Genomic DNA, 22,965 nt, shown 5'->3' on the forward strand with positions numbered 1-22,965 from the left:
ATGTGGGGTGGGCGGTTCGCCGAGGGGCCGGCAGCGGTCATGCGCGAGATAAACGCCTCCATTCCCTTCGACAAGCGCCTCTGGCAGCAGGATATTGCCGGCTCGAAGGCGCATGTCGCGATGCTCGGCAAACAGGGCATCGTCTTGGCGGAGGATGCGGCGACGATCGCGGCAGGCCTCGACACGGTCGCGGCGCATTATGCCGAGCACGGCGTCGAAGAGGATCTGGTCCTCGAAGACATCCATATGCAGACCGAGGCGCGGCTGGCCGAGGCGATCGGGCCGGTCGCCGGGCGGCTGCATACCGCGCGCTCGCGTAACGATCAGGTCGCGACCGATTTCCGGCTGTGGGTGCGCGATGCGATCGACCAGGCGCTGGCGGCGCTTGCGGGATTCCAGGCCGCGTTGCTCACCCGCGCCGAGGAGCATGCGGCGAGCGTCATGCCCGGTTTCACGCATCTCCAGTCCGCGCAGCCGGTGACGCTAGGCCATCACCTGATGGCGTATCACGCGATGATCTCACGCGACGTCGGGCGGTTCGCCGATGCCCGCGCAAGGATGAACCGATCGCCGCTGGGGTCGGCCGCGCTGGCTGGGACGGGTTTCCCGATCGACCGCGCGATGACCGCCGAGGCGCTCGGGTTCGACGGGCCGATGACCAATTCGCTCGATGGCGTCAGCGACCGCGACTTCGCGATCGAATATCTCACCGCCGCGACGCAGACTTCGCTGCATTTGTCGCGGCTCGCCGAGGAGTTCGTGCTGTGGGCGTCGCAGCCGTTCGGCTTCGTCGCGCTGAGCGATCAATGGTCGACCGGCAGCTCGATCATGCCGCAGAAGCGCAATCCCGATGCGGCCGAGCTGGTGCGCGGCCATGCGGGGCGCATCCTCGGCTGCATGACCGCACTGATGGTGACGATGAAGGGCCTGCCGCTCGCCTATTCGAAGGACATGCAGGACGACAAGCCGCCGGTGTTCGAGGCGCACGACCTGCTCGCGCTGTCGATCGCGGCGATGACCGGGATGGTCGAGAGCGCGACGTTCCGCACCGATCGGATGCGCGGGCTGGCCGAGAGCGGCTTTGCGACCGCGACCGATCTCGCCGACTGGCTGGTGCGCGAGGCGGGGCTGCCGTTCCGCGAGGCGCATCATGTCACCGGGCGCTGCGTCAAGCTGGCGGAAGAGCGCAAGGTGGCGCTCGATGCGTTGCCGATCGAGGACTTGAAGGCAATCGATGCGCGGATCGACGAACGCGTGTACGGCGTGCTGTCGGTCGACGCGTCGGTCGCCAGCCGGACCAGCTTCGGCGGCACTGCGCCCGACAATGTGCGCGCTGCGATCCGTGCAGCTCGGGGGGATACGGCATGAAACGGCTTTTTGGCATCGTGGGATTGGCGCTGGCTCTGTCGGGGCCCCTGTCGGGTTGCGGCGCAGCGGACGGGCTCGTCCCGGCGGAGGGCAAGACGCTCCCGGTCGCGCCCTATGGCGCGAAGACCCAGCCGACCGCCGCGGAGCTGCTCACGCCCACCACGCAGCAACGCCCGCAGCGCAGCGACGAGCTGCTGACCAAATCCGACGAGCGACGCAGCGACGAGTTCGACCTGCCGCCGCCAAATTGAAGACCTGATCCATGAACCATTTCGACTATCGCAACGGTGTGATGCATGCCGAGGACGTCGCCCTGCCGGCGATCGCCGAGGCCGTCGGCACGCCCGTCTACGTCTATTCGACCGCCACGTTCCGCCGCCATGCGCAGGTGTTCCGCGATGCCCTGAAGCCTGCGGGGCGCGTGCATCTGGCCTATGCGATCAAGGCGAACCCCAACGTCGCGGTGCTGCGCGTGCTGGCCGACGAAGGATACGGCGCCGACGTCGTCTCGGCCGGCGAAATGCAGCGCGCGCTGGCGGCGGGGATCCCGGCGTCGGACATCGTGTTCTCGGGCGTCGGCAAGACGCGGCGCGAACTGGCCCAGGCGCTCGACGCCGGGATCGGCCAGTTCAATCTCGAGCTGGAGGAAGAGGGCGAGGTCCTCGCTGCGCTCGCCCACGCCCGCGGTCAACGCGCGCCGGCGGTGCTGCGCGTCAACCCGGACGTCGACGCCGGTACGCATGCGAAGATCTCGACCGGGCGCAAGGAGAACAAGTTCGGCGTGGCGATCGACCAGGCGGTCGCGATGTTCGATCGGCTGTCGAAGCATGACGGGCTCGACCTGCGCGGCGTCGCGATCCACATCGGCAGCCAGCTCGCCGACCTCGCGCCGCTCGAGGCTGCCTATGCGCGGATCGGCGAACTCGTCGCGGAACTGCGCGCCGCCGGGCATAGGATCAGCCGCGTCGATCTCGGTGGGGGTCTCGGCGTGCCCTACAAGCCCGGCGATGTGCTGCCGAGCCCCGCCGACTACGGCGCGATGGTCGCGCGCGCGACTGCCGATTGGGACGTCGAACTGATGTTCGAGCCCGGTCGCGTGATCGCGGGCAATGCCGGCGTGCTGCTGACCGAGGTGATCTGGGTGAAGCCGGGGGTCGTGAACCCGTATGTGATCGTCGATGCGGCGATGAACGACCTCGCGCGCGTCGCGATGTACGATGCGTATCATGATTTCGTCGCGGTCGAGCCGACCGGCGAGCGGATGACCGCCAACATCGCCGGGCCGGTGTGCGAGACGGGCGATACCTTCGCGATTGGCCGCGACATCGATGTCGTGAAGTCGGGCGATCTCGGCGTGTTCCGCACCGCGGGCGCCTACGGTGCGACGATGGCCTCGACCTATAACAGTCGCGCGCTGGTGCCCGAGGTGCTGGTCGATGGCGACCGGTTTGCGGTGGTCGCTGATCGGATCCACCCGGAGACGATCCTGGCGGCCGAGCGCGTGCCGGAATGGCTCAAGCGGTGACCCCCGCACCGCTTCCGCTACAGAGCCTGCCGCTGTTCGTCAGGCTGGCGGGGCGACCGGTGATCCTGCTCGGCGAGGGCGAGGCGGCGGATGCGAAGCGGCGATTGCTCGATCGTGCGGGCGCGGACGTGGTCGGCGAGGATGCCGCAGCGTCATTGGCGATCGTCGCGATCGACGACGAGGACGAGGCACTGGCGGCGGTCGCGCGGCTGAAGGCGCGGGGGATCCTCGTCAATGCGGTCGATCGTTCGGCGCTGTGCGACTTCACGCTGCCGGCGATCGTCGACCGCGCGCCGGTGCTGATCGCGATCGGGACGAGCGGCGTGTCGGCGGGGCTGGCGGCGGCGTTGCGGCAGCGGCTGGAGGCACTGGTGCCCGCCGATCTGGGCAAGCTCGCGCTGGCGTTGCAGGCGGCGCGTGGCGCGTTGCGGAAGCGCTGGCCCGACATGGGCGAGCGCCGCCGTGCGCTGGCGACGGCGATGGGGGCGGGGGGCATGTTAGACCCGCTGTCGCCGACGCATGATGTCGACGCGTGGCTGGCCCCGACGGACGTGCCCGCGGCAAGGCGCGACGTCGCCATTACGCTCGTCCTACTCTCCGACGATCCCGAGGACCTGACGTTGCGCCAGGCGCGGGCGCTGGCCAGTGCCGACCGCGTCTATCATCGCCCCGACGTGCCTGCGGCGATCCTCGACCGCGCGCGCGCCGATGCCGCGCGGCTGTGCGAGCCGATGCCAAACGATCCCGGCACCGGCCTGTCGGTCGATGTCGAGATGGCCCTGTGAACGAGATGGTGCGGTGAGCGGGTTCGGCTTTCGCGTCACCGACGGCAAGGCCGCGCGGATTGACGTGAAGGAAGCGCTCGGCTGCACCGCGGACCTTATCTGGGTGCATCTGTCGACCACCGCCGAGCACGCGCAGACGTGGCTTCGCGACGAGGCCAAGCTGCTCGATTACGTCGTCGACGCGCTGACCGCGACCGAGACGCGGCCGCGCTGCGAAGCGGTCGGCGACGGTGCATTCGTCAACCTCCGCGGTCGTTCGCACGAGGAACTCGACACCTCCGACATGCTCGCCTCGGTGCGGATCTGGGCGGTGAAGGGCTGGGTATTCTCGGTCACGCGGAAGCCGTTGATCGCGGTCGCCGAGGTCGAAAAGATGGTCGAACGCGGCGAGGTGCGCGATCCGGGGGACCTGATCGCCGCGTTCGCGACCGCGATCACCGCCGATCTCGACCCCGACGTCGCGTCGCTTGGCGACCAGCTCGACGATTGCGAGGAACAGCTCGACGCCAACCGCGTGTTCGAACTGCGCCGCGCGGTCAGCAGGGTGCGGGTGGCGGCGATCGGCTACAAGCGTTTCCTGAGCCCACAACGGGCGGCGCTGGAGAAGCTGGCGGCGCTACCCGGCGACTGGCTGGCGGATGACGACCGGCTGCATCTGGCCGCGGCGGCGGACCGGGCCGCGCGGATGGCGGAGGAACTCGAATCGATCCGCGAACGCGCCGCGCTGATCCACGAGACGCTGACCGACCTGCGCGCCGAACAGATCGACAACCGCTCGCTGATCATCTCGGTGGCGGCGCTGGTGTTCCTGCCGCTGACGTTTCTCACCGGGCTATACGGCATGAACGTGAAGGGGCTGCCTTATGCCGATGAGCCCTGGGCGTTCGATGCGATCGCCGGCGCCTGTGCGGTGATCGCGGCGGGCGTCGTGCTGTACTTTGCCGGGCGCCATTGGTTCCGGCGGTAAAGGTCAGGCGGCGCTGGCGGTCCGCCAAGCCTGCGCGATCTCGTCGAGCATGTCCGCGGAATCGCGGAACGGCTTCGGATCATGGCCGAGCGAGGCGTTGATGACGGTTTTCCGCGCGCCGCCGTACAGGCGGGCGAGCGTCTCCGAGACCTGGCCGCCTTTTTCGAAGTCCAGACCGGCTTCGAGTGCGAACAGGATCGCGGTGGCGCGCGTGATCCGGTCGCTCTTTACGGAGAATTTGCGGTTCTCGCAGGCCCAGGCGGCGGCGCGCAGGGCAGCGACGAGTTCCTTGTAGAGCAGCTGGACCAGGGCAGGGCCATCGGCGGTGGCGGTACGGCCGACCGCGTCGATCTGGCGATAGGTCGCGAACGGATCGCGTGCGAGGGTACTGGCGTAGGTCACGAGCTCTTGTTCCAGGCTGCGATCTGGTTGGTGAGGAACGCCTGGGTCGATTTGTACGCGGACACGCGCGAGTTCATGCTCGCATATTGCTGCGTCAGGCGCGTGGTGAGCTGAGCGGACTGGTCGGTGACCTTGTCCTGCTGCTTGGCGAGGTCGGCTTCGGCGGCCGTATACCGCGCGGTCGACGCGCCGAGGCCGGTCAACGTGTTCGTCGCGCTGTTGGTGAGCGCGCTGAGCGTGCCGGACAGGCCGAGGACGTTGGTGGAGGACGGCGCGAACATCGATTCGATCGTGTCGGGATAGGCGGCGAGCTGCCGGGCGAGCAGCGTGGTATCGACCCGCAGCGTACCATCGGTGTTGGTCGCGACGCCGATCTCGGACAGGCTGCGCGGAATGCCCGCGGTCGCGCCGCCGACCAGCGGCTTCGACACCAGTGCCTTCAGCGAGCGGAGCAAGGCCGTCGCAGCCGGGTCGGCGCGGAGGTTGCCGGTGATCGGATCGGTCTGTTCGGTTATCGTTTTCAGCACCTCGTTGAAGGTCGTGACGACATCGTTGACCGCCTGGGTCAGCGCGTCGGTCGGCGTGCTGCTGGCGAGCGTGATGGGGACCGTCGACACCGCGTTGAGCTGCAGCTTGACGCCATCGACGAGGTCGCTGACCGTGTTGCTCGGTCGCTCGACCTCGATGCCGTCGACGGTGAGCAGCGCGTTCTGCGCGGTCGACACCAGGCTGGTCTGCGTCGCATCGCCGCCGATATCGACCGCACCGCTGGCACCGTCACCTTTCAAGGTGAACGCCTGTGCGGTGCCGGTGCCACCCTTGACCGACAGATAGGCACCGCCATTGGCGTCGGTAACCACGGAGGCCGTGACGCCGCTCTTCGACGCGTTGATACCGGCGGCGATCGCATCGATGCTCCCGTCGCCGATATCGATCGCAATGCCCGCCCCGCCACCGATCGTCAGGGTCAGCGCGCCGGTATCGAGCGAGGCGGCACGATCTGCGGCAGGGACCGCAGTCGTGGTACGCGCGACCTGCGCGGTCGCAAGGCGCGTGACCGTGACGCTGGCCGACAGGTTCGACAGTTTTGCACCCGACAGCGCGGTCGCGGACAGGATGGTGCTGTTGGAACTGCTGGGCTGCGACTGCAGGCTGCCGCTCTTCACCAGATTGGCGAGCGCCGTGGAGAAGCCGGTCATGGTGCTCTTGAGCGTACCGACGCCCGAGATCTGCGCGGTGAGGGTGTCGGATTTCGCCTTAAGCGCGGCCGTGCGTGCCGCGAACTGCGCTTCGACCAGCGACGTGACCAAGGTGCCGGTGTCGACGCCCGAGCCCGCGTTCAGCCCGTTGAGCAGCGCTTGCGTTGCGGTGTTGACCGCACTTTGCGGGGTGGCCGCGGGTGTCGGCGTGGCCGTCGTGCTCGTCGTCGAGGTTACCATGGCGAAATCCCTGCACGTGCGCGCTCGTCTGTAAGAACGGCCGGGCGGCCGCGATGTTTAGGCCTGTTTGATGCCATTTTCATCGAATCGAGCGTCCTTCGGCACGGTGACGAACGGCTGGATCGGGGCCGCCGCGCCACCTGCGGCAACGTTCAGCCCGAAGACGAAGGCGAGCACCGTCGCGATCGCCATGTACAGGTCGTCGCGGACTTCCTGCCCCTCCTTGCTGGTGTAATAGACCGCGCGGGCGAGCATTGGATATTCGAGCACCGGCACGCGGCCCTCCGCGGCGAGTTCGCGGATCGCCAGTGCGGTCGCGCCGCGCCCCTTGGCGACCACCACCGGCACCTGGTCCTTGCCGCGATCGTAGCGCAGCGCGACGGCGAAATGCGTCGGGTTGGTCAGCACGACATGTGCCTCCGCGACCGACTTGCGCAGCCCGCCGCTCGCCATCGCGCGCATCTTGGCGCGCATCTGGCCCTTCGCCTCGCCATTGCCCTCGGTCGACTTGTGCTCGTCCTTCACCTCCTGCTTCGACATCCGCATCTTGCCAAGGCGGCGGATGATCTGGATCGGCAGGTCGATGCCGGCGATCGCGCACAGCCCGAACGCCATCGCGATCAGGATCGCTTTGAACGTGCCGCCGAGCGTCGACAGGGCCTGGTTGAGATCGGCGGACGAGGCGAGCCCCATCGTCGTGTGCGCGGCGTTCCACAGCATCCAGCCGCCGATCGTGCCGAGCAGGATGACCTTCAGCAGCGATTTGCCAAGCTCGATCCAGCCGTTCGATCCGAAGATCCGCTTGAGTCCGGCGGCGGGATCGACGCGGCTGTATTTGGGCGCCATCAGCTTGCCGTTGAAGCCGAGCGAACCGAGCCCAGCCTGGCTGAGGATCGCGGCGGCGATGGTGACGACGAACAGGCTGATCAGCGACGGCGCGAGCTTGCCGCCGGCTTCCATCAACGGGCGCCACGGTGAGAAATCCTCGACATCGGCGTGGGTGAACTGGAAGCTCGACGCCATCACCTGCTTGCAGGCAGTGATGAGGTGCGGGCCGGCGTAGATCAGCCAGCCGACGCCCGCGACCATGCTGAGCGCGGTGGCGAAATCGCGCGAGCGGAGGATGTCGCCTTTCTCGACCGCATCCTTCTTGCGCTTGGCGGTTGGGGATTCGGTTTTTTCGCCGGAATCTTCGGACATCAGCCGAGCCCCAGGTTTTCGGTGGCGGACAGCCCTTCGCGGACGATGACGAGCATGTAGTCGCCCATCGTCGGGAACGCGATCGCCAGCGTGACGACACCGACCGCGAGGCTGGCGGGAAGGCCGACAGCGAACAGGTTCAGCGCGGGCGCGGCGCGGCTCAGCATGCCGACGACGATGTTGAGGCAGAGCAGCAGGAAGCCGACGGGCAGCGCAAGCAACAGCCCGGCGAGAAACGCATAGCCGCCGAAGAACGCGATCGCCTTCAGCCGCTCGATCCCGATCCACGCGGCGCCGGGCGGGAGCACGTCGTAGCTCCGGACGATCAGGTCGATCAGGATCAGGTGGCCGTCGACCGACAGGAACAGCAGCGTCAGCATGATCGAGAAGAACTGGCCGAGCGCTGGGGAGGACTTGCCGTTCTGCGGATCGATCGAGGAGGCGAAGCCGAGCCCCATCGCGCCGCCGATCACTTCGGCCGCGATCATCGGCGCGGCGAACGAAATCTGGAGGACGAAGCCGAGCGCGAGCCCGACAAGGGCTTCGGCGGCGGCGGACAGGATGGTGGAGACGGCGAAGATCTGTTGCGGCGGCACGATCGGATGCGCGGCGAGCACGAGGAAGCCGATCGCGCCCGACAGCGTCACGCGCACGGTGACCGGGACCGAGACGTTGCCGAACACGGGCGCGGCGATGAACGTCGCCCCGATCCGGATCATCACGAAGATGAGCGCCCAAAGCTGGGGCTCGATGCTGAGCCCAAAACCCAACATCTCAGTTGCCGTTCGTGCCGAGTAGGGACCGAGCGAAGTCGAGGGCCCGTATCGAGGTACCTGTCCCTCGATACGCCTTCTCGACGAGCTCGAAGTCTACTCGGGACGAACGGAAATTTTGGCTCATTTAACCAAGTCCGGAATACGCTCGAAGATCCCGATCGTGAAATCGCTCAGCAACCCCAGGATCAGGCTCCCGAAGATCAGGATCGACACGGCGACTACCACCAGCTTCGGCACGAACGACAGCGTCTGCTCGTTGATCGACGTCGCCGCCTGGATCATCCCGAGGATCAGCCCCGCGAGCAGCGCCGGGATCAGGATCGGCGCGCTGGCGAGCGCCAGCACCCACATCGTCTGGTTCGCGACGGTCAGGAAATATTGCGCGTCCACGGCGTCAGGTCGCGAACGAATTGGCGAGGCTGCCCATCGCCAGCGCCCAGCCGTCGACCAGCACGAACAATAGCAGCTTGAACGGCAGCGAGATGATCGTCGGACTGAGCATCGCCATGCCGAGCGACATCAGCACGGTCGCGACGACAAGGTCGATGACGATGAACGGCAGGAAGATCAGGAAGCCGATCTGGAACGCGGTCTTCAGTTCGGACGTGACGAACGCGGGGAGTAGCACCGAGAAGGGGATGTCGAGCGACGAGGCATAGGGGCCCGATTTCGCGATCTGCGCGAACATCGTGACGTCCTTCACGCGCGTCTGCTTCACCATGAACGCGTGCAGCGGGACGCCAGCGGTGGTGATCATCTGCGTGCCCGCCAGCTGTCCGGCAGCATAAGGCTGGATCGCGGTCGTGTTGATCTGGCTGATCGTCGGCGCCATGATGAAGAACGACAGGAACAGCGACAGTCCGAGCAGAACCTGGTTCGGCGGCGTCTGCTGGAGGCCGAGCGCCTGGCGCAGGATCGCGAGCACGATGATGATCCGCGTGAAGCTGGTCATCATCAGCAGGATCCCTGGCAGGATCGTCAGCAGCCCCATGATGATGAGGACTTGCAAGCTCAGCGACAGCGACCCGCTCTGGCCGGTGTTGCCCGCGGCCTGTCCGCCGAGCTGGCCAAGCGCGCGATCGACCGCGTCGCCGACGGCGGGGTTGGTCGGAGCGGGGACGGCTTGCGCGAAGGCCGGCATCGCGAGGAAGAGGGCGAGCAGGAGGGCTAGGCCGATCCACACCAAGCTGTTTCCTCGCGAACGCGGGGATCCAGGGTTATGGAGGGCAACGGTCTTGGCTCCTGGATTCCCGCGTTCGCGGGAAAACGGGGAGCGCTTCGGCGCGGCAAACAGGGCAGGGCCCGAACCCTTGCGGGTCACTGTCGGACGAGCGACCGCGCTCATGCGTCGACCTTGTCGATCAGGTGCACGCCGCCACGGCCGACCGAGACGAGCAGCCGGCGGCCCTCGAAATCGATCACCGCGAGGCGCAGGCCCGGCGAGATCATCATCGTTTCCTTGACGCCGATCAGTCGCGTCGAGGGCTTGCCCGGGATCCGGCTCTCGAACTTGCGCCACAGATACAGGCAGCCGAACATCAGGCCGCACACGAGTGGCAGCAGAATGACGAGCTTGAGGATATAGGTCCAGAGCATCGGTTCAGCCGCGCTTGTCGGGCGACACGAGCTCGGTCATCCGAACGCCGAAGCGTTCGCCGACCGTCACCACTTCGCCGCGGCCGATCAGGGTGCCGTTGACGAATACATCGAGGAGTTCGTTGGCTTGGCGATCGAGCTCGATCACGCTGGATTCGCCGAGCGCGAGCAGTTCGCGCAGCGTCAGGCTGGTCGAGCCGATCTCGACGGTCAGCTTGACGTCGACATCCTGGAGCAGCCGGAAATTGGCGGCGACGGCAGCATCTACGGGGAAGCCTCCGGTCATGTCGTTCATGCTGCAAATCCTTCGTCGAAACTGGTAATCGAGGTGAGCTGGATGGCGGCGAAGCCGTTGGACGTACCGACCGTGCCGCAGCCGAGCCGGTTGTTGCCGACCATCACCGGCACGTCGCCCGAGATGGTGATCGGGATCACGTCGCCGGGTTTCAGGTCCATCAGCATCGTCAGCTTGACGACCGGCTCGGCGAGCACCGAGCGGATCGGGAAGCGGACGTTCATCGCCGCGCGCGTCAGTTCGGTGCGCCAGGCCGGATCGGGCTCGGCCGACTTGCCGACGACCTTCGCGGTCAGCGACGGCGCATGCGGCTTCAGCGCGGAGACGGGATAGACGAGATCGAGGAACACCGGCTTTGCGGCCCCGGCGGCGATCCCGAAGCGCGTGACGATCATCGCGTCCTCGCCGTCGAGATCGGCGATCATCGCCGGGTTCACCTCGACGCGCGTCGGCAGGAAATCGAACCGCGCCATCGGCTCCCACGCGGTCTTCAGCGGCGCGGCGATCATCTGACCGATCCGCGCGACCATCGCCTCGGCGGCGGGCGAGAATTCGGTCGGCAGCGTGTGCGGCGCGGCACCGGTGCCGCCGAAGAACATGTCGAGCAGCTCGAGCACGAACTTGCCGTCCATGATGCACAGCGCCTGCGCCATGCCCGGCGTCATGATCAGCGGCAGCCACGCGGTCAGCGTATCGCTGCGCTCGGCGCGGTAATCGGTGAAGCGCTGGACCACGAGCGGCTCGGCCCAGCAGCGAACCTCCTGACGGAGCAACGGCTCGAACACACCGCGCAAGCCCCGCGCGAACCGTGCGGAGAGATGCTGCAGCGAATGCAGGTCGCCGAACGGATTGAGCTTGGCCCCGCCGAGCACGCCCTGATGCAGCACGCCGTCTTTGGGCGCGCCGGACCGATCCCGGTCGCGCCGTTCGCGCGTCTTTGCTGAGCCCTCGTTAACCATGCCTCACTGAACAACGAAACTGGTAAAGTAAACGTTACCGATGCCGCCGAAGCCTTCCTTCTGCTTGAGCGTATCGTTGATCGCTTTGGCCAATCTGACCTGCAACTGACGCTTGCCGTCGCTGCTCATCACCTGCTCTTCGGTGGTGTCGCCGAGCGCCATCAGGATCGCCGAGCGGACCGCGATGTCGTTGGTCTTGAGGTTGGTGATGACGGTGTCGTCGTACGGCGTGGCGACCGCGATACCGACCTGGACGAAGTGCGGCGAGTCCTGGAGATTCGAGGTGAATTCCTTCTCCATCGGGTAATAGGTCGACGCGTATTTGTCGCCGCCCTCTCCTGCGGGGGGCTTCATGCCGTGGTTTTCGGGTGCGGCTTCATCGCCGCCGCCATGACCGCCGCCCTCGTCGTCGCCGTCGCCAGTATGCTTCTGCTCGCTCTTGGGGACGAGCTTGGGCTTGCCATCGTCGACCGCCGCGTGACCGCCGCCGAGCAACCCGGCGTTACTGGCATAGACGCCCGCGCCGACGCCGCCACCGACCAGGACCAGCAGCGCACCGCCGCCGATCAGGATCATCTTCATCTTGCCCTTTTTCTTGGGCGCTGCGTCCGCAGTATCTTTCTTGTCGGCCATGTCGGAGTCCTTCGGTTCAAGCGATTCGGGTGTCTTCGGTGAGCGCTGCGTCCACCGCCGGCGAAGCCGTGGTGCGAGTCGGGGCTTGCGGCGTCGCTGGTGGGCGGTGCTGGCCGTTGTTCGCGGCGCCGTCGCCTGGCGTGCCCTGGGCAAGCGATCCCTGGGCAAGCTTCAGCCCGCGCGCTTCGGCGAGTTCGACGAGCCGCGGCTGAGCGTCCTGCAATAGGGTGCGCGTTGCGCTCTGCTCGGCATGGAAATGGACGCGCACGGTGTCGCCGTCCTTTCTCATCGATACGTCGATCGCACCGAGCGCGTCGGGGATCAGGCGGATCCGCGTGTCGCCGGCGTCGGCGGCATCGCGGAGGATCTCGATCCGTTCGATCATCGCGTGCGGCCAGCGATCCTGGCGCATGTCGAGTGGCGCCTGCTGCGTCTCGGCCGTCCGGATCGCCGGTGCCGATACGGGCGCGCCGGTTACCAGCGAGAATGTGGTCGGATCCGCCTTGTCGCGATCGTCGCGCGCCCTGGTCGCGGCCTGGATCGCCGCGCCGAACACCTGGCTTGCCGACGCGACAATGCCCGGCTGCGGCTGGATCGCGTCGGGTCGGGCCGCGGCCAGTGCGACGGGCGCGGTGGCGTCGGTCGAGACCCAGCGCGTCATGGCGTTGTTCGGGTCGATGCCGGTCGATACGGGCGCTGCGTCGGTGAGCTCGGGCGGCGCCGGAGTATCGCCTCTGCCCGTGGATGCCGGGCCCGTGAGGGAAGGCAAGACGGATGTCGGCACGATGGGTGCCGCCACTTGTGTCGGCGGGGTGGCGATCGGTGGAAGGGTCGCGAGGGCGGCCGGCAGGCTCTGCGCGGAACTGGAAGTAGGCGTCGCGTTGCTCGTGACGGCGGACGAAGGGCGTGTATCGGCAACGGCGGCCGGAGGCGTTGTGGGGGCGGGCGCGGGCGCTTCTATGGTCTGCGGTGCTGCGGCATGTGCTTGCTGGCCAGCCTTGCCCGTCGTGCGGGAGGGCGTGGCGTCGGCGAACTTGCTGACAGACGATGGAAGTCCTGGCGATAGTGGGGCTGTCGCAGTGCCGTTATCCGTACGCGACGTATCGGCGACATCGACGGCGATCGCGACAACCGGCAAGGCGAGAACCGCCGGTTGCGGCGCGAGCGTGATGTCTGCGGCGATGGTTGGGCTTGCCGGCATCGGGGCCTCGGCGGGCTGCTCCGTAACTTCGTCCGCGGCAGGGCCATCCTTGGGGCGGGGGTCTCGGCGTATCCCGGCGAACGCCGTCGGTCGGGCGATACGTACAACCAGGGCGGGGATCGCGACCGGCTCGGCCTTGCCGGCGGGCGGCGCGGTTTCGACCATTTCGGGCGTCAGGGTGCTTGCCGGAAGCAGTGACGGCTTTGCAATCGCTAGTGTCTGCGCGGGGTGTGGTGTGAGTATGGGCTGCCATTCCACCGCTTGGTCAGCGGCGGGCGTCACGATCGGCAAGACGTTGCCGGTTACGGCGGCGTCCTGCAGGATGACGGCATCGGGAGCGATGCTCGGAAGGGGGACGAGCGCCGTTGGGGCCGACGGTGCAGGCGGCAGGCCGAGGGACGCACGCTCGTCGGGCGCATCGTTTGCCTGTGCAAAGGAATCGGCGAAATCGACCACTGTCCGCCCGTTCTGCACGGCCGGCGATCGTGTCTGCGCGGAGAGAACGGGAGAAAAGACGGCGGTCTGGATCATGCAGAATACTCGTTCGGGCGATCGGCACGCGGCCGCATAGCCTTCCCTCAGCAAGGATCGTGCCGAACCTTCCGGAACGCCGGCGCTTCCTCCATCGCGCGGATCGCCTTGAGCACCGCGTCGGCGTCTGCGCGCGCGAGCAGCTTCTCAACCGCGCTTTGATCGCGCTTGGCGACGCGGGTTGCCTCGGCGGCGCGTTCGACGCGATTTTCGGCCGCCTGCACGCGTTCGACCGCGGCATTGGCGGATTGTTGCAGGCGGTCGCGGTAATGCGCCGACGCGCCCAGCGAGACCGCGGCGCGCGTTTCGTGGATCGGCGCTACGGCTTCGGCGAGCAGCGCGATACGGCCGGAAAGCGCCTGTTCGCTGGCGAACTTGTCGTGCGCGCGGGCTTCGTCGGCGCGGGTCAGACCGAGCTGGAGCGTGCGGACGCGGTGGATGCGCGCCAGCGTCTTGCTGCGGGCATCCGCCATTTCAGCCGCCGAACACGCCGGTCAGTTCGGCGACCGCGTCGTTCAGCGAGACGTTTTCGTCGGCGTCCTGGCGGATATATTCCATGACCGCCGGGTGGCAGGCGATGGCGGCGTCGATCGCAGGGTCGGCGCCGTGGCGGTAGGCGCCCATCAGCACGAGGTCGCGGTTTTCCTCGTACGTGGCGAGGTGGCGGCGGAGCGTCCGCGCGGCCTTGGCATGGGGTGCGTCGACGATGTCGGTCATCACGCGGCTGACCGACGGGCCGATGTCGATCGCGGGGTAGACGCCGCGCTCGGCGAGGTGGCGGTTGAGGACGATATGGCCGTCGAGGATCGAGCGCGCCGAGTCCACCACCGGATCGTTGCCGTCGTCGCCGTCCGCCAGCACCGTGTAGATCGCGGTGATCGAGCCGCCGGTGTGGACGTCGACGCCCGCGCGTTCGATCAGGTTCGGCAGCATCGCGATGGCGGACGGCGGATAGCCGCGTGCGGATGCAGGCTCGCCGAGCGCGAGACCGATCTCGCGACCGGCGTGCGCGACGCGGGTCAGCGAATCCATGATCAGGAGGACCTTCTTGCCCTCGTCACGGAAGGACTCGGCGATCGCGTGCGCCCGGAGCGCACCGCGGATGCGGAGGACGGGGGAGTGGTTGGCGGGGACGGCGACGACGACCGAGCGTTTGCGCGCTTCGCCGGCGACCTTGGTTTCGAGGAAGTCGGCGACTTCGCGGCTGCGTTCGCCAATCAGGCCGATCACGATCACGTCGGCTTGCGCCGCGCGGACGATCATGCCGAGCAGCACCGACTTGCCGACGCCCGACCCGGCCATGATGCCGACGCGCTGGCCTTGGCCGATCGTCAGCAGGCCGTTGATCGCGCGCACGCCGACGTCGAGCGGTTCGAGCACCCGGCCACGGTCGAGCGGCGACTGGAGCTTGCCGGCCAGTGGCCAGCGACCGGCGCCGCGGATCGGACCGAGCCCGTCGATCGGCTTGCCGGCGCCGTCGACCACGCGACCGAGCAGCGCGGCACCGACTTCGGCTTCACCCGGAGGGCCGATCGGCTTGACCGGTGCGCGCGGGAGGAGCGCGGCGGGGCCACCGAGGTTCATCATCAACGTGCGGCCGTTGCGGAAGCCGATGACTTCCGCCTCGACGCTCGCCGCACCTTCGCCGACCTGGCAGACGGTGCCGACCGGAAGGGTCAGGCCGACCGCTTCCATCAACAGGCCGTCGAACGAGGCGAGACGGCCCGAGACCTTCGGCTTGGCGACGAAATCGGCGTTGGAAAGGGTTTCGAGATAGTCGGCGGTAAAGCGGTTCAGCATTTGGGCACCGGCACTCGGTCGATCGCCTGCGCGAGTTGATCGAGCCAGAGTTCGGGGCCGTCCTCGACGATGGTCGATGCGCTTTCGAGTACGAAGCTGCCGCGCGCGACGCCCGGATCGCCCGCTGCGAAGATCGTTTTCGGCAGGCGGCCTTCGAGCAACGCGACATCGTCGGGATGAACGCGGAGCAGCGCGGATTCGGCGGAGTCGGACAACAGGTCGGCGGCGGTTTCGACCCGGCCAGCGAGCACGTCGGGCGCGATGCCGACTTCGCCAACCAGCTTGGAGACGAGGAACAAGACGGTCTGACGGAGCTGCCCTGCGATCCGTTCGCGGTCGATCCGGTCGCCGCCCAGCGCGGTGGCGAGATCGCCGAGCAACGCGATGTCGCGCGCTCCGGCTTCCCGCGCGGCAGCGGCCGCAGCGGCGAGACCCTCGGCATAACCGGCGGCATGCGCGTCGGCGAGCGGATCGATGAACGAAAATTCGCTCACCGGATCGAGCGGATCCCAGCCCGCGGTCGGGTTCACGTCCTTGTCCGCCGGGCTGAAATGTTTCGGCGCACTCGGCTCCGTGATGGGTTGTGAAGTGAAGCTCGGCGACGAGAAATTGCTCGTCGGACGCGGTGCCGCACGCTCGCGGATATCCGCCGCGGCGAACCCGGACGGCGGCGCGAACGCACTCGCCAGGATGTGCGCCGTCGTCGTGTGGCGCGACGCGAAACCCGCGGTGAAGCCGTTAGACATAATCGTCTTCGCCCCCGCCCATCTGAATCGTGCCGTCCTTGGCCAGCCCGCGGGCTATCGCGATCATCGCCTTTTGCGCTTCGAGCACTTCGGCGAGCTTCATCGGCCCGCGTGCTTCCATCTCGTCGCGGATGCCGTCGGCGGCGCGTGCCGACATGCAGCCGAGGAAACGGTTGCGGATCGTCTCGTCGACGCCCTTCAAGGACTTAGTCAGGATCTCGCTGTCGACGTTGCGGATCAGCGTGCCCAGATTCTTGTCGTCGAGCTCCAGCAGATTGTCGAAGACGAACATCGCCTCCTCGATCGCCTTCGCTACGTCGCGATCGATCTTGAACAGTTTCGGCATCACCCGCTGTTCGGTCGCTTTGCGCGCACCGGAGAGAATCTTCGCCGCCTCGCGTGTGCCACCCAGCGTGACGCCAGCGCCGGTCGACCCTGTGCTGGTGCGGTTGGCGAGCAGCGTGCGCAGCGTATCGACGGCTTCGGGCGTGATCGGCCCGAGTCGCGCGATGCGGTGGAGGATGTCGGGCTGGACCGCATCGGGCAGCAGTTCGAGGACCTGGCCGCCGACCGACGCATCGAGGTTGGCGATCAGCACCGCGGCGATCTGCGGATGCTCCTTCTCGATCATCGCCGCGATCTCGGGCGCGTCGAGCCAGTCGAGCAGTTCGAGTTCGCACGCAGCTTCTGCCGGCGTGATCCGCGCGAGTACGCTCTCCGCCTTTTCACGGCCCAGAGCGCGGTTCATCACCGCCTCGATCTTGGGCCGCGGGTCGAAACCGATCGCGGTCCGCTCGCGGGCGCGGTCGACGAAATCGTCGAGCACGTCCTCGACTTCCTGCTCCGACACGTCGGCGACCTTGAACATCGCCGCGCCGAGCTGTCGCACCTCTTCGGGTTCGAGCTTCTGGAGGATGGCCGCGGCCTCCTCCTCGCCGACCAGCATCATCAGCACCGCGGCGCGCTCGACGCCGGTATAGGTGCGAAGCGCAACCTCGCTCACTTCGCGTCCGCCTTGATCATGTCGCGCACGGCGAGCGCAGCGCGCGTAGGATTGTCGCGGGTGAAGCCGCGGACCGCGCCGATCCGGTCGTCATAGCCACGCGTGTTCTCGAGCTGGTCGAGGCTGACGGGGGCGGCCACGCCTATCCCGGCGGGTGCGCCCTCGCCATCGAGTTCGCCGATCGGCTGGCCAAACGCGGGACGCGTCGTGGCATCCTCGCGCTTCTTCATCAGCGCCTTGGCGATCGGGCGGACGCCGAGCAACAGCACCAGCAGCGCGATCACGATCGCGGTGCCGTTGCGGGCGAGTACCGGCAGCCAGGCATTGTCGTACCAGGCAGGGCCAGCGGCGGCATCGGTGGCGCCGGCGAACTTGCGGCTGATGACCGTGACGTTGTCGTTGCGCGCCTGATCGAAGCCGACCGCGCTCTTCACGAGATCGCTGATCTGGTTGATCTCCATCGCGGTGCGGCGACCCTTTTCGGGATCGCGCAGGAGCACGGCGACCGAGAGGCGCTTGACCCCGCCCGGCGTGGCGCGCGTCACCGACACTTCGCGGCCGAGGTCGTAGGCGCGCTGATATTGGTCGGACTGCTTCATCGCGTCGGGGGCGGGGCCCCCGGCGACCGGCTGCGCGACGGGCGTGCCGGGATTGCCGGTCGCAGGTTGTGGCGCCGACAGCGTGCTGGCAGCGGGCGGGGTGTTGCTCAGCACACCCGGAATACCGCCTGGAGCAGCGCCTGCGCCGTCCTTCTGGTTGCCGGTCCAGTTGCCCGTCTCGGCGCGCAGCACGCCCTGCTTTTCATAGCTCTCGCGCGTCGCCTGGCTCTCGTCGAGATTGACGTCGGCCTGCACTTCGGCGGTGAAATTCCCTGCGCCGACCAGCGGCGTGAGCAGCGCGATCAACTGGGTGCGATACTTGTCCTCGATCCGGCGCTGGATATCGATCCGCGCGTCGCTAGCGGCGCCCGCGCCGTCGTTGCCGCCGGCCTTGGTGAGCAGCGCGCCCATCTGGTCGACGATCGTCACGGCCTCGGGCTTCATACCCGGCACCGATGACGCGACGAGATTGATGATCGAGCTGACCTGCGCATCGCTCAGCGAGCGGCCGCCCTGCAGCTTGAGGATCACCGACGCCGATGGCGCGGCGTTGTCGCGGACGAACACCGACGCTTCCGGCATGGCGAGATGCACGCGCGCCTCGGCGACCGCATCGATCTCCTCGATCGACTTCGCCATCTCGGACTCGCGCGCCTGGCGGAGGCGTTCGCCTTCGACCGCGCGCGAAACGCCCATCGGCAACTGGTCGAGGATCGCGTAACCGCCGGGCGCCGCCTTCGGCAGGCCCTGGCCCGCCAGCAGCATCTTCGCGCGGCTGTAATCATCCTCGCCGACGGTCAGCGCGCCGGTGCCTTCGTCGATATGGCTCTTGATGTTCGCGGTGGTCAGCGCGGAGGTGACCACGGCCTTGTCGGAATCGGGCAGGCCGCTGAACAGCGTCTTCTGCGGCGGCGTCGACAGGCTCATCCACGCAAGCGCGGCGGCGGCGATCAGGCCGACCATCAGCGCCATCGGCAGCGAGCGACGGACGGCCGGCTGCGCGAACACGCCCTTGATCTGCTGTAGGGGGTTGGCGAACCGTTCGGTCGCGCCAGATGAAGCGGGGATGAGTGCGGTGCTCATGTCAGACCGGCATGCTCATGATATCCTTGTAGGCGGACAGCAGCTTGTTGCGAACCTGCAACGTCGCCTCGAACCCGACCGACGCCTGCTGGCGGGCGAGCATCACCTTCGCGATGTCGACCGTCTCGCCGCGCTCATAGCTTTCGCTGAGCTTGGCGGCCTGGGTCTGGCCGTCGTTGACGCTTTTCAGCGCGGTTTCCATCGTGTCGGCAAAGCTGGTCGGCTTGACCGTCTCGGTCGGCGCGACGGTCGCGCTCGCCCCGGCACGCGAAAGCGCCTGGTTGCGTTCGAGGATCTGCGAGCGCAGCGCCATGACGCGGTCGACGCTCATCGCGCCGCCTCCGATTCCGGACACGCCGCTCATGCCGAGGCGGCCCAGTTATGGGCGCTGCCCCAGTTCTGAGCGTTGCCGATGTCGTCGCCCTGCTCGCGTGCCTTGGCGAGGCGATAGCGTAGCGTGCGTTCGGAAATGCCGAGGCGTTTCGCGGTCTCGATCCGGCTGCCGTTGCAGGCCTTGAGCGTTTCGCGGATCGCGGCGAATTCGCTCATCTGGACGATGTTTCCGAGAGTTTCGGGTTCGCTCGGCGCCACGGGTGCGATCGACGCGACTGGTGCACTCCGCTGGAACGTCATCGACACGGGGCGATCGAACACGATGTGGCTCGCCTCGATCGTGTCGCCGCCGCAGAACAACAGCGCGCGCTGGATCACGTTTTCGAGCTCGCGGACGTTGCCCGGCCAATCGTGCAGCATCAGCTGCTCGATCGCCGCATGGCTCGGCCAGGGAATGACGTTGCGGTTGCCGGCGTGACGCAGGATCAGCGTCGCGGCGAGCGCGGGGATGTCCTGCGGGCGCTCGGCCAGCGACTTGGTCGCGAGCGGGAACACCGCGAGGCGGTAATAGAGATCGGCGCGGAACCGGCCGGCGGCGACTTCGGCGTGGAGATCGCGGTTGGCGCAGGCGATGACGCGGACGTCGATCGACTGCGGCACCGAGGCGCCGAGCGGCACGACCTCGCGCTCCTGCAAGACGCGGAGCAGTTTCGCCTGAAGCTGCAGCGGCATCTCCGCGATTTCGTCCAGCAAAATCGTGCCGCCGTTTGCCGCGCGGAAGAACCCGTCGCCGCCCGAAGACGCGCCGGTGAACGCGCCCTTCTGGTGACCGAACAGCAGCGCCTCGAGCATCGATTCGGGCAGCGCGGCGCAGTTGATCGCGATGAACGGCTTGTCCTTGCGCGCGGAGCCGTTGTGGATGGCACGGGCCAGGACTTCCTTGCCGGTGCCGGTCGGGCCGTTGATCAGCACGGTGATGTCGGCGGCGGCGACGCGCTCCGCGAGGGCGAGCAGCGCGAGCGATTCCGGGTCCGCGGCGGTCGGCATGTCCGGGCCGCCGATCAGGGCGCGGGCGAAGCCGTTGCCGACCGCGGTATCTTCTGCGGCAAAGCTGATCCGGGCTGGCGCACCGCCTCGCGACGGGGTCACTTTGCGACCCGTGCATCCGATCACCACGGTGCGGGCAGGGGCCGTGATGCCCTCGCCGTCAGCGACCAGAAACAGGTCGTCCGCACCCGGCTGTGCCGTCTCGAACGAGCCTACGCCGAACCCCTGCGCGCGCAGCGACGAGACGAGCGCATATTTCCGCGAAGTGACTGCGGCTGACGGAAAAATCGAACGCATGGTGTTCCCCCTGGACGATTCGAGACTTGCGCCAAGGTTGGTAAACTTGTGGTTAAACGCTGCCGCCCGCCGGCAAATTTTGTCCGGGCGCGTCCGCATGGACACACACGGTCGCGTTCGCGCGCGCGAGCACGCCTGCACCGGTGTGCGAGCCCGTGCGCGAGGGGCGATTTTTTAATTTAAGTCGGCGCGAAGGCGGCCGTTACTCATCTCGACGGCACGGGGTTTTCGCCATGGGGGCGGCGCGGATCGTCGGAACATATACGGAGATTTCGCAATGACTGTCATCGGTACCAACATCTCGGCTATGCGCGCCTCGAACGCCTCGAACGCTGCCAGCAGCGCTCTTGCAACCTCGATGGAGCGCCTGTCGACCGGCAAGAGCATCAATTCGGCGAAGGACAACGCAGCCGGTCTCGCTATCTCGACGTCGATGTCGTCGCAGATCAAGGGCATGAGCCAGGGCATCCGCAACGCCAACGACGGCATCTCGATGGCGCAGACCGCCGAAGGCGCGCTCGACGAGGTCACCAATAACCTGCAGCGCGTGCGCGAACTCGCGGTCCAGTCGTCGAGCGGCACGTACAGCGCCGAGGACAAGGTCAATATCCAGGCAGAAGTCACCGCACTGACCGCGCAGATCACGAGCACGCTGGCCAATACGAAGTTCAACGGCAACAAGCTGTTCGACGGTAGCACGGGTACGGCCGGTGTCGTCACGATCCAGGCCGGAGCCAACATCGAAGACAAGGTCAGCCTGACGCTGCCTTCGCTGGTTGCCGATGCGACGATCACGGCGGCGACCGCACTCGACCTGGGTACGGCGACGGACAATTCGTCGATCACCACGGTCGATGCCGCGCTGGAGACGATCAACACGGCACGTGCCGGTCTGGGTGCCGCACAGAACCAGCTCCAGTCGGCAGTCAACAACCTGACCTCGAACTCGACCAACCTGTCGGACGCCAAGAGCCGTATCGAGGACACCGATTTCTCGTCCGAGACGACCGCGCTCGCCAAGGCGCAGATCCTGAGCCAGGCATCGACCGCGATGCTGAGCCAGGCGAACCAGAGCCAGCAGAGCGTCCTGAAGCTGCTTCAGTAATCCGAGCCCCGGCATCGGCATCGCCCCCCAAAGGATGACGATGCCGATCGGATCCGCTGCACGCGTTGCAAGCGGTACGTAGACCCCGGCAGCTTCGGCTGTCGGGGTCTTTCCGTGGCACCGACGATCCGCGCCTTGGGCGGCCAGCTTGGGGCGATGTCGCCAAGCCCTGCATTATCGCGCTACACTCGCCGGCATGACCATCAGAATCGGTATTGGCGGCTGGACCTACGAGCCGTGGCGCGGGACCTTCTATCCCGAGAAATGGCCGCAGAAGCGCGAGCTGGACTATGCCGCCGAGCGCGTCACCGCGATCGAGATCAACGGCACCTATTACGGCAGCCAGAAGCCCGCGACCTTCGCGTCCTGGGCCAAGGCGGTACCCGACGGGTTCGTCTTTGCGTTGAAGGCCTCGCGCTACTGCACCAACCGGAGGGTGCTGGCCGACGCGGGGGAGTCGATCGCGAAGTTCACCGGGCAGGGGATCATCGAATTGGGCGACCGGCTCGGCCCGATCCTATGGCAGTTCATGGCCACCAAGAAATTCGACGCCGACGACTTCGCCGCGTTCCTGAAACTGCTGCCCGCCAAGCAGGACGGACTGGCGCTGCGCCACGCCATCCAGGTTCGACACGAAAGTTTCGCGGTGCCCGAATTCGTCGCGATGTGCCGCGATGCGGGCGTCGCGATCGTGTTCGCGCAGTCCGCCGAATACCCCGCGATCGCCGATGTCACCGGCGATTTCGTCTATGCCCGGCTGGAGGATGCCGAGGAGCGTTTCGTCGCCGGCTACGCCCCGACCGCGCTCGACGACTGGGCCGCCAAGGCGAAGACCTGGGCGGCGGGCGGGCGGCCGGACGGGTTGCCCTATGTCGAGGACACCGCCCCGGCGAAGACCCCCCGCGAGACGTTCGTCTTCTTCATCAACGGCGCCAAGGTCCGCGCGCCCCACGCGGCAATGGCGCTGATCGAGCGTGTAGCCGGTTGATTTGGTCCCGTTGGCAGCGAGTGTATCGTCGCGCGTGATCCCGGCGATATCGCGCTAGAGTCTTCCCAGCAGGATCACGGCGATCTGTTCCCTGTACAGTGCGGCAAGGCTGAGATGCATCTCCATCACCTGCGCGGTCAGCGCCAGGGTGGCGAGCTGGATATGGCGCCCATGCCAGAGTTCTAGGTCCTTGGGACTGCGGGGCATGACCGGGTTCATGGGCGCAGGTTGGGCTCGGCGGGTTAATCTCGTGCTAGCAAGTCGCCAGCAATGATAACAACTTAGAT

26 protein-coding genes are annotated in these 22,965 nt (G+C 67.3%); 7 read left to right on the top strand and 19 right to left on the bottom strand.

The window, feature by feature from the left end:
- From argH to U1737_RS12690, 5 genes are read left to right on the top strand one after another with little or no spacing between them, the layout of a single operon-like run.
- Positions 1-1,368, top strand: a complete 1,368-nt coding sequence (argH, locus tag U1737_RS12670; RefSeq protein ID WP_443027127.1) for an argininosuccinate lyase — start codon at positions 1-3, stop codon at positions 1,366-1,368.
- Positions 1,365-1,619 (top strand): hypothetical protein, encoded by a 255-nt coding sequence (locus U1737_RS12675; protein ID WP_332797012.1) that lies wholly within the window; start codon positions 1,365-1,367, stop codon positions 1,617-1,619. Before argH ends, U1737_RS12675 begins: the two co-directional genes overlap by 4 nt.
- 11 nt (positions 1,620-1,630) lie before the next feature.
- Entirely contained in the window at positions 1,631-2,893 is a 1,263-nt protein-coding gene (gene lysA / locus U1737_RS12680; protein ID WP_332797013.1) for a diaminopimelate decarboxylase, read from the top strand.
- Positions 2,878-3,678 carry a precorrin-2 dehydrogenase/sirohydrochlorin ferrochelatase family protein gene (locus U1737_RS12685; protein WP_248523826.1) on the top strand — a complete coding sequence of 267 codons (801 nt, stop codon included), beginning with the start codon at positions 2,878-2,880 and terminating at the stop codon, positions 3,676-3,678. Before lysA ends, U1737_RS12685 begins: the two co-directional genes overlap by 16 nt.
- Positions 3,679-3,691: 13 nt before the next feature.
- Positions 3,692-4,645, top strand: coding sequence for a CorA family divalent cation transporter (locus tag U1737_RS12690; RefSeq protein WP_248523827.1), 954 nt, complete (start codon positions 3,692-3,694; stop codon positions 4,643-4,645).
- Positions 4,646-4,648: 3 nt separating this feature from the next.
- Here the strand turns inward: U1737_RS12690 and U1737_RS12695 are convergent, their stop codons facing one another.
- From U1737_RS12695 to U1737_RS12780, 18 genes are all read right to left on the bottom strand, one after another.
- Complete coding sequence (locus tag U1737_RS12695; RefSeq protein ID WP_248523828.1) at positions 4,649-5,047, bottom strand: flagellar export chaperone FliS; 399 nt, start codon at positions 5,045-5,047, stop codon at positions 4,649-4,651.
- A complete protein-coding gene (gene fliD, locus U1737_RS12700; protein ID WP_332797014.1) occupies positions 5,044-6,486 on the bottom strand; it encodes a flagellar filament capping protein FliD in 1,443 nt (480 codons plus the stop codon). Before fliD ends, U1737_RS12695 begins: the two co-directional genes overlap by 4 nt.
- Before the next feature lie 57 nt (positions 6,487-6,543).
- Complete coding sequence (flhB, locus tag U1737_RS12705; protein WP_332797015.1) at positions 6,544-7,686, bottom strand: flagellar type III secretion system protein FlhB; 1,143 nt, start codon at positions 7,684-7,686, stop codon at positions 6,544-6,546.
- Complete coding sequence (fliR, locus tag U1737_RS12710; RefSeq protein WP_332797016.1) at positions 7,686-8,459, bottom strand: flagellar biosynthetic protein FliR; 774 nt, start codon at positions 8,457-8,459, stop codon at positions 7,686-7,688. Before fliR ends, flhB begins: the two co-directional genes overlap by 1 nt.
- A gap of 123 nt (positions 8,460-8,582) precedes the next feature.
- Complete coding sequence (gene fliQ, locus U1737_RS12715; RefSeq protein ID WP_055874447.1) at positions 8,583-8,852, bottom strand: flagellar biosynthesis protein FliQ; 270 nt, start codon at positions 8,850-8,852, stop codon at positions 8,583-8,585.
- Positions 8,853-8,856: 4 nt separating this feature from the next.
- Positions 8,857-9,603 carry a flagellar type III secretion system pore protein FliP gene (fliP, locus tag U1737_RS12720; RefSeq protein WP_332797099.1) on the bottom strand — a complete coding sequence of 249 codons (747 nt, stop codon included), beginning with the start codon at positions 9,601-9,603 and terminating at the stop codon, positions 8,857-8,859.
- Positions 9,604-9,803: 200 nt separating this feature from the next.
- On the bottom strand, positions 9,804-10,058 hold the full coding sequence (locus tag U1737_RS12725) for a flagellar biosynthetic protein FliO (RefSeq protein WP_056054129.1): 255 nt from the start codon (positions 10,056-10,058) through the stop codon (positions 9,804-9,806).
- 4 nt (positions 10,059-10,062) lie between these two features.
- Positions 10,063-10,353 (bottom strand): flagellar motor switch protein FliN, encoded by a 291-nt coding sequence (fliN, locus tag U1737_RS12730; RefSeq protein ID WP_056054132.1) that lies wholly within the window; start codon positions 10,351-10,353, stop codon positions 10,063-10,065.
- Entirely contained in the window at positions 10,350-11,312 is a 963-nt protein-coding gene (locus U1737_RS12735; protein WP_332797017.1) for a flagellar motor switch protein FliM, read from the bottom strand. Before U1737_RS12735 ends, fliN begins: the two co-directional genes overlap by 4 nt.
- A gap of 3 nt (positions 11,313-11,315) precedes the next feature.
- Entirely contained in the window at positions 11,316-11,945 is a 630-nt protein-coding gene (locus U1737_RS12740) for a flagellar basal body-associated FliL family protein (protein ID WP_248523832.1), read from the bottom strand.
- Positions 11,946-11,961: 16 nt separating this feature from the next.
- Positions 11,962-13,677 (bottom strand): flagellar hook-length control protein FliK, encoded by a 1,716-nt coding sequence (locus U1737_RS12745; protein ID WP_332797018.1) that lies wholly within the window; start codon positions 13,675-13,677, stop codon positions 11,962-11,964.
- A 47-nt stretch (positions 13,678-13,724) separates the two neighbouring features.
- Positions 13,725-14,150, bottom strand: coding sequence for a hypothetical protein (locus U1737_RS12750; protein ID WP_332797019.1), 426 nt, complete (start codon positions 14,148-14,150; stop codon positions 13,725-13,727).
- A 1-nt stretch (position 14,151) separates the two neighbouring features.
- A complete protein-coding gene (locus tag U1737_RS12755) occupies positions 14,152-15,477 on the bottom strand; it encodes a FliI/YscN family ATPase (protein ID WP_332797020.1) in 1,326 nt (441 codons plus the stop codon).
- A complete protein-coding gene (locus tag U1737_RS12760) occupies positions 15,471-16,223 on the bottom strand; it encodes a FliH/SctL family protein (protein ID WP_332797021.1) in 753 nt (250 codons plus the stop codon). The genes U1737_RS12755 and U1737_RS12760 overlap by 7 nt, the downstream gene beginning before the upstream one ends.
- On the bottom strand, positions 16,216-17,226 hold the full coding sequence (fliG, locus tag U1737_RS12765) for a flagellar motor switch protein FliG (protein WP_187504372.1): 1,011 nt from the start codon (positions 17,224-17,226) through the stop codon (positions 16,216-16,218). The genes U1737_RS12760 and fliG overlap by 8 nt, the downstream gene beginning before the upstream one ends.
- The gene (gene fliF / locus U1737_RS12770; RefSeq protein WP_332797022.1) at positions 17,223-18,908 is read right to left on the bottom strand and encodes a flagellar basal-body MS-ring/collar protein FliF; all 1,686 of its coding nucleotides are present in this window, start codon (positions 18,906-18,908) and stop codon (positions 17,223-17,225) included. The genes fliG and fliF overlap by 4 nt, the downstream gene beginning before the upstream one ends.
- Position 18,909: 1 nt before the next feature.
- Positions 18,910-19,272 (bottom strand): flagellar hook-basal body complex protein FliE, encoded by a 363-nt coding sequence (gene fliE, locus U1737_RS12775; protein ID WP_248523837.1) that lies wholly within the window; start codon positions 19,270-19,272, stop codon positions 18,910-18,912.
- The gene (locus U1737_RS12780; RefSeq protein ID WP_332797023.1) at positions 19,269-20,585 is read right to left on the bottom strand and encodes a sigma-54 interaction domain-containing protein; all 1,317 of its coding nucleotides are present in this window, start codon (positions 20,583-20,585) and stop codon (positions 19,269-19,271) included. The genes fliE and U1737_RS12780 overlap by 4 nt, the downstream gene beginning before the upstream one ends.
- Before the next feature lie 277 nt (positions 20,586-20,862).
- Between U1737_RS12780 and U1737_RS12785 the strand changes: the two genes are divergently transcribed.
- Together U1737_RS12785 and U1737_RS12790 are read left to right on the top strand one after the other, a co-directional pair.
- Positions 20,863-21,690, top strand: coding sequence for a flagellin N-terminal helical domain-containing protein (locus U1737_RS12785; protein ID WP_248523839.1), 828 nt, complete (start codon positions 20,863-20,865; stop codon positions 21,688-21,690).
- A gap of 196 nt (positions 21,691-21,886) precedes the next feature.
- Positions 21,887-22,678 (top strand): DUF72 domain-containing protein, encoded by a 792-nt coding sequence (locus tag U1737_RS12790; RefSeq protein WP_332797024.1) that lies wholly within the window; start codon positions 21,887-21,889, stop codon positions 22,676-22,678.
- Positions 22,679-22,732: 54 nt separating this feature from the next.
- Here the strand turns inward: U1737_RS12790 and U1737_RS12795 are convergent, their stop codons facing one another.
- Positions 22,733-22,885, bottom strand: coding sequence for a hypothetical protein (locus U1737_RS12795; RefSeq protein ID WP_332797025.1), 153 nt, complete (start codon positions 22,883-22,885; stop codon positions 22,733-22,735).
- Positions 22,886-22,965 lie beyond the last annotated feature (80 nt).

Origin of the sequence: Sphingomonas fucosidasi (genome assembly GCF_036663855.1) — a bacterium.
In the GTDB taxonomy this organism is placed as follows: Bacteria; Pseudomonadota; Alphaproteobacteria; order Sphingomonadales; family Sphingomonadaceae; genus Sphingomonas; species Sphingomonas faeni_B.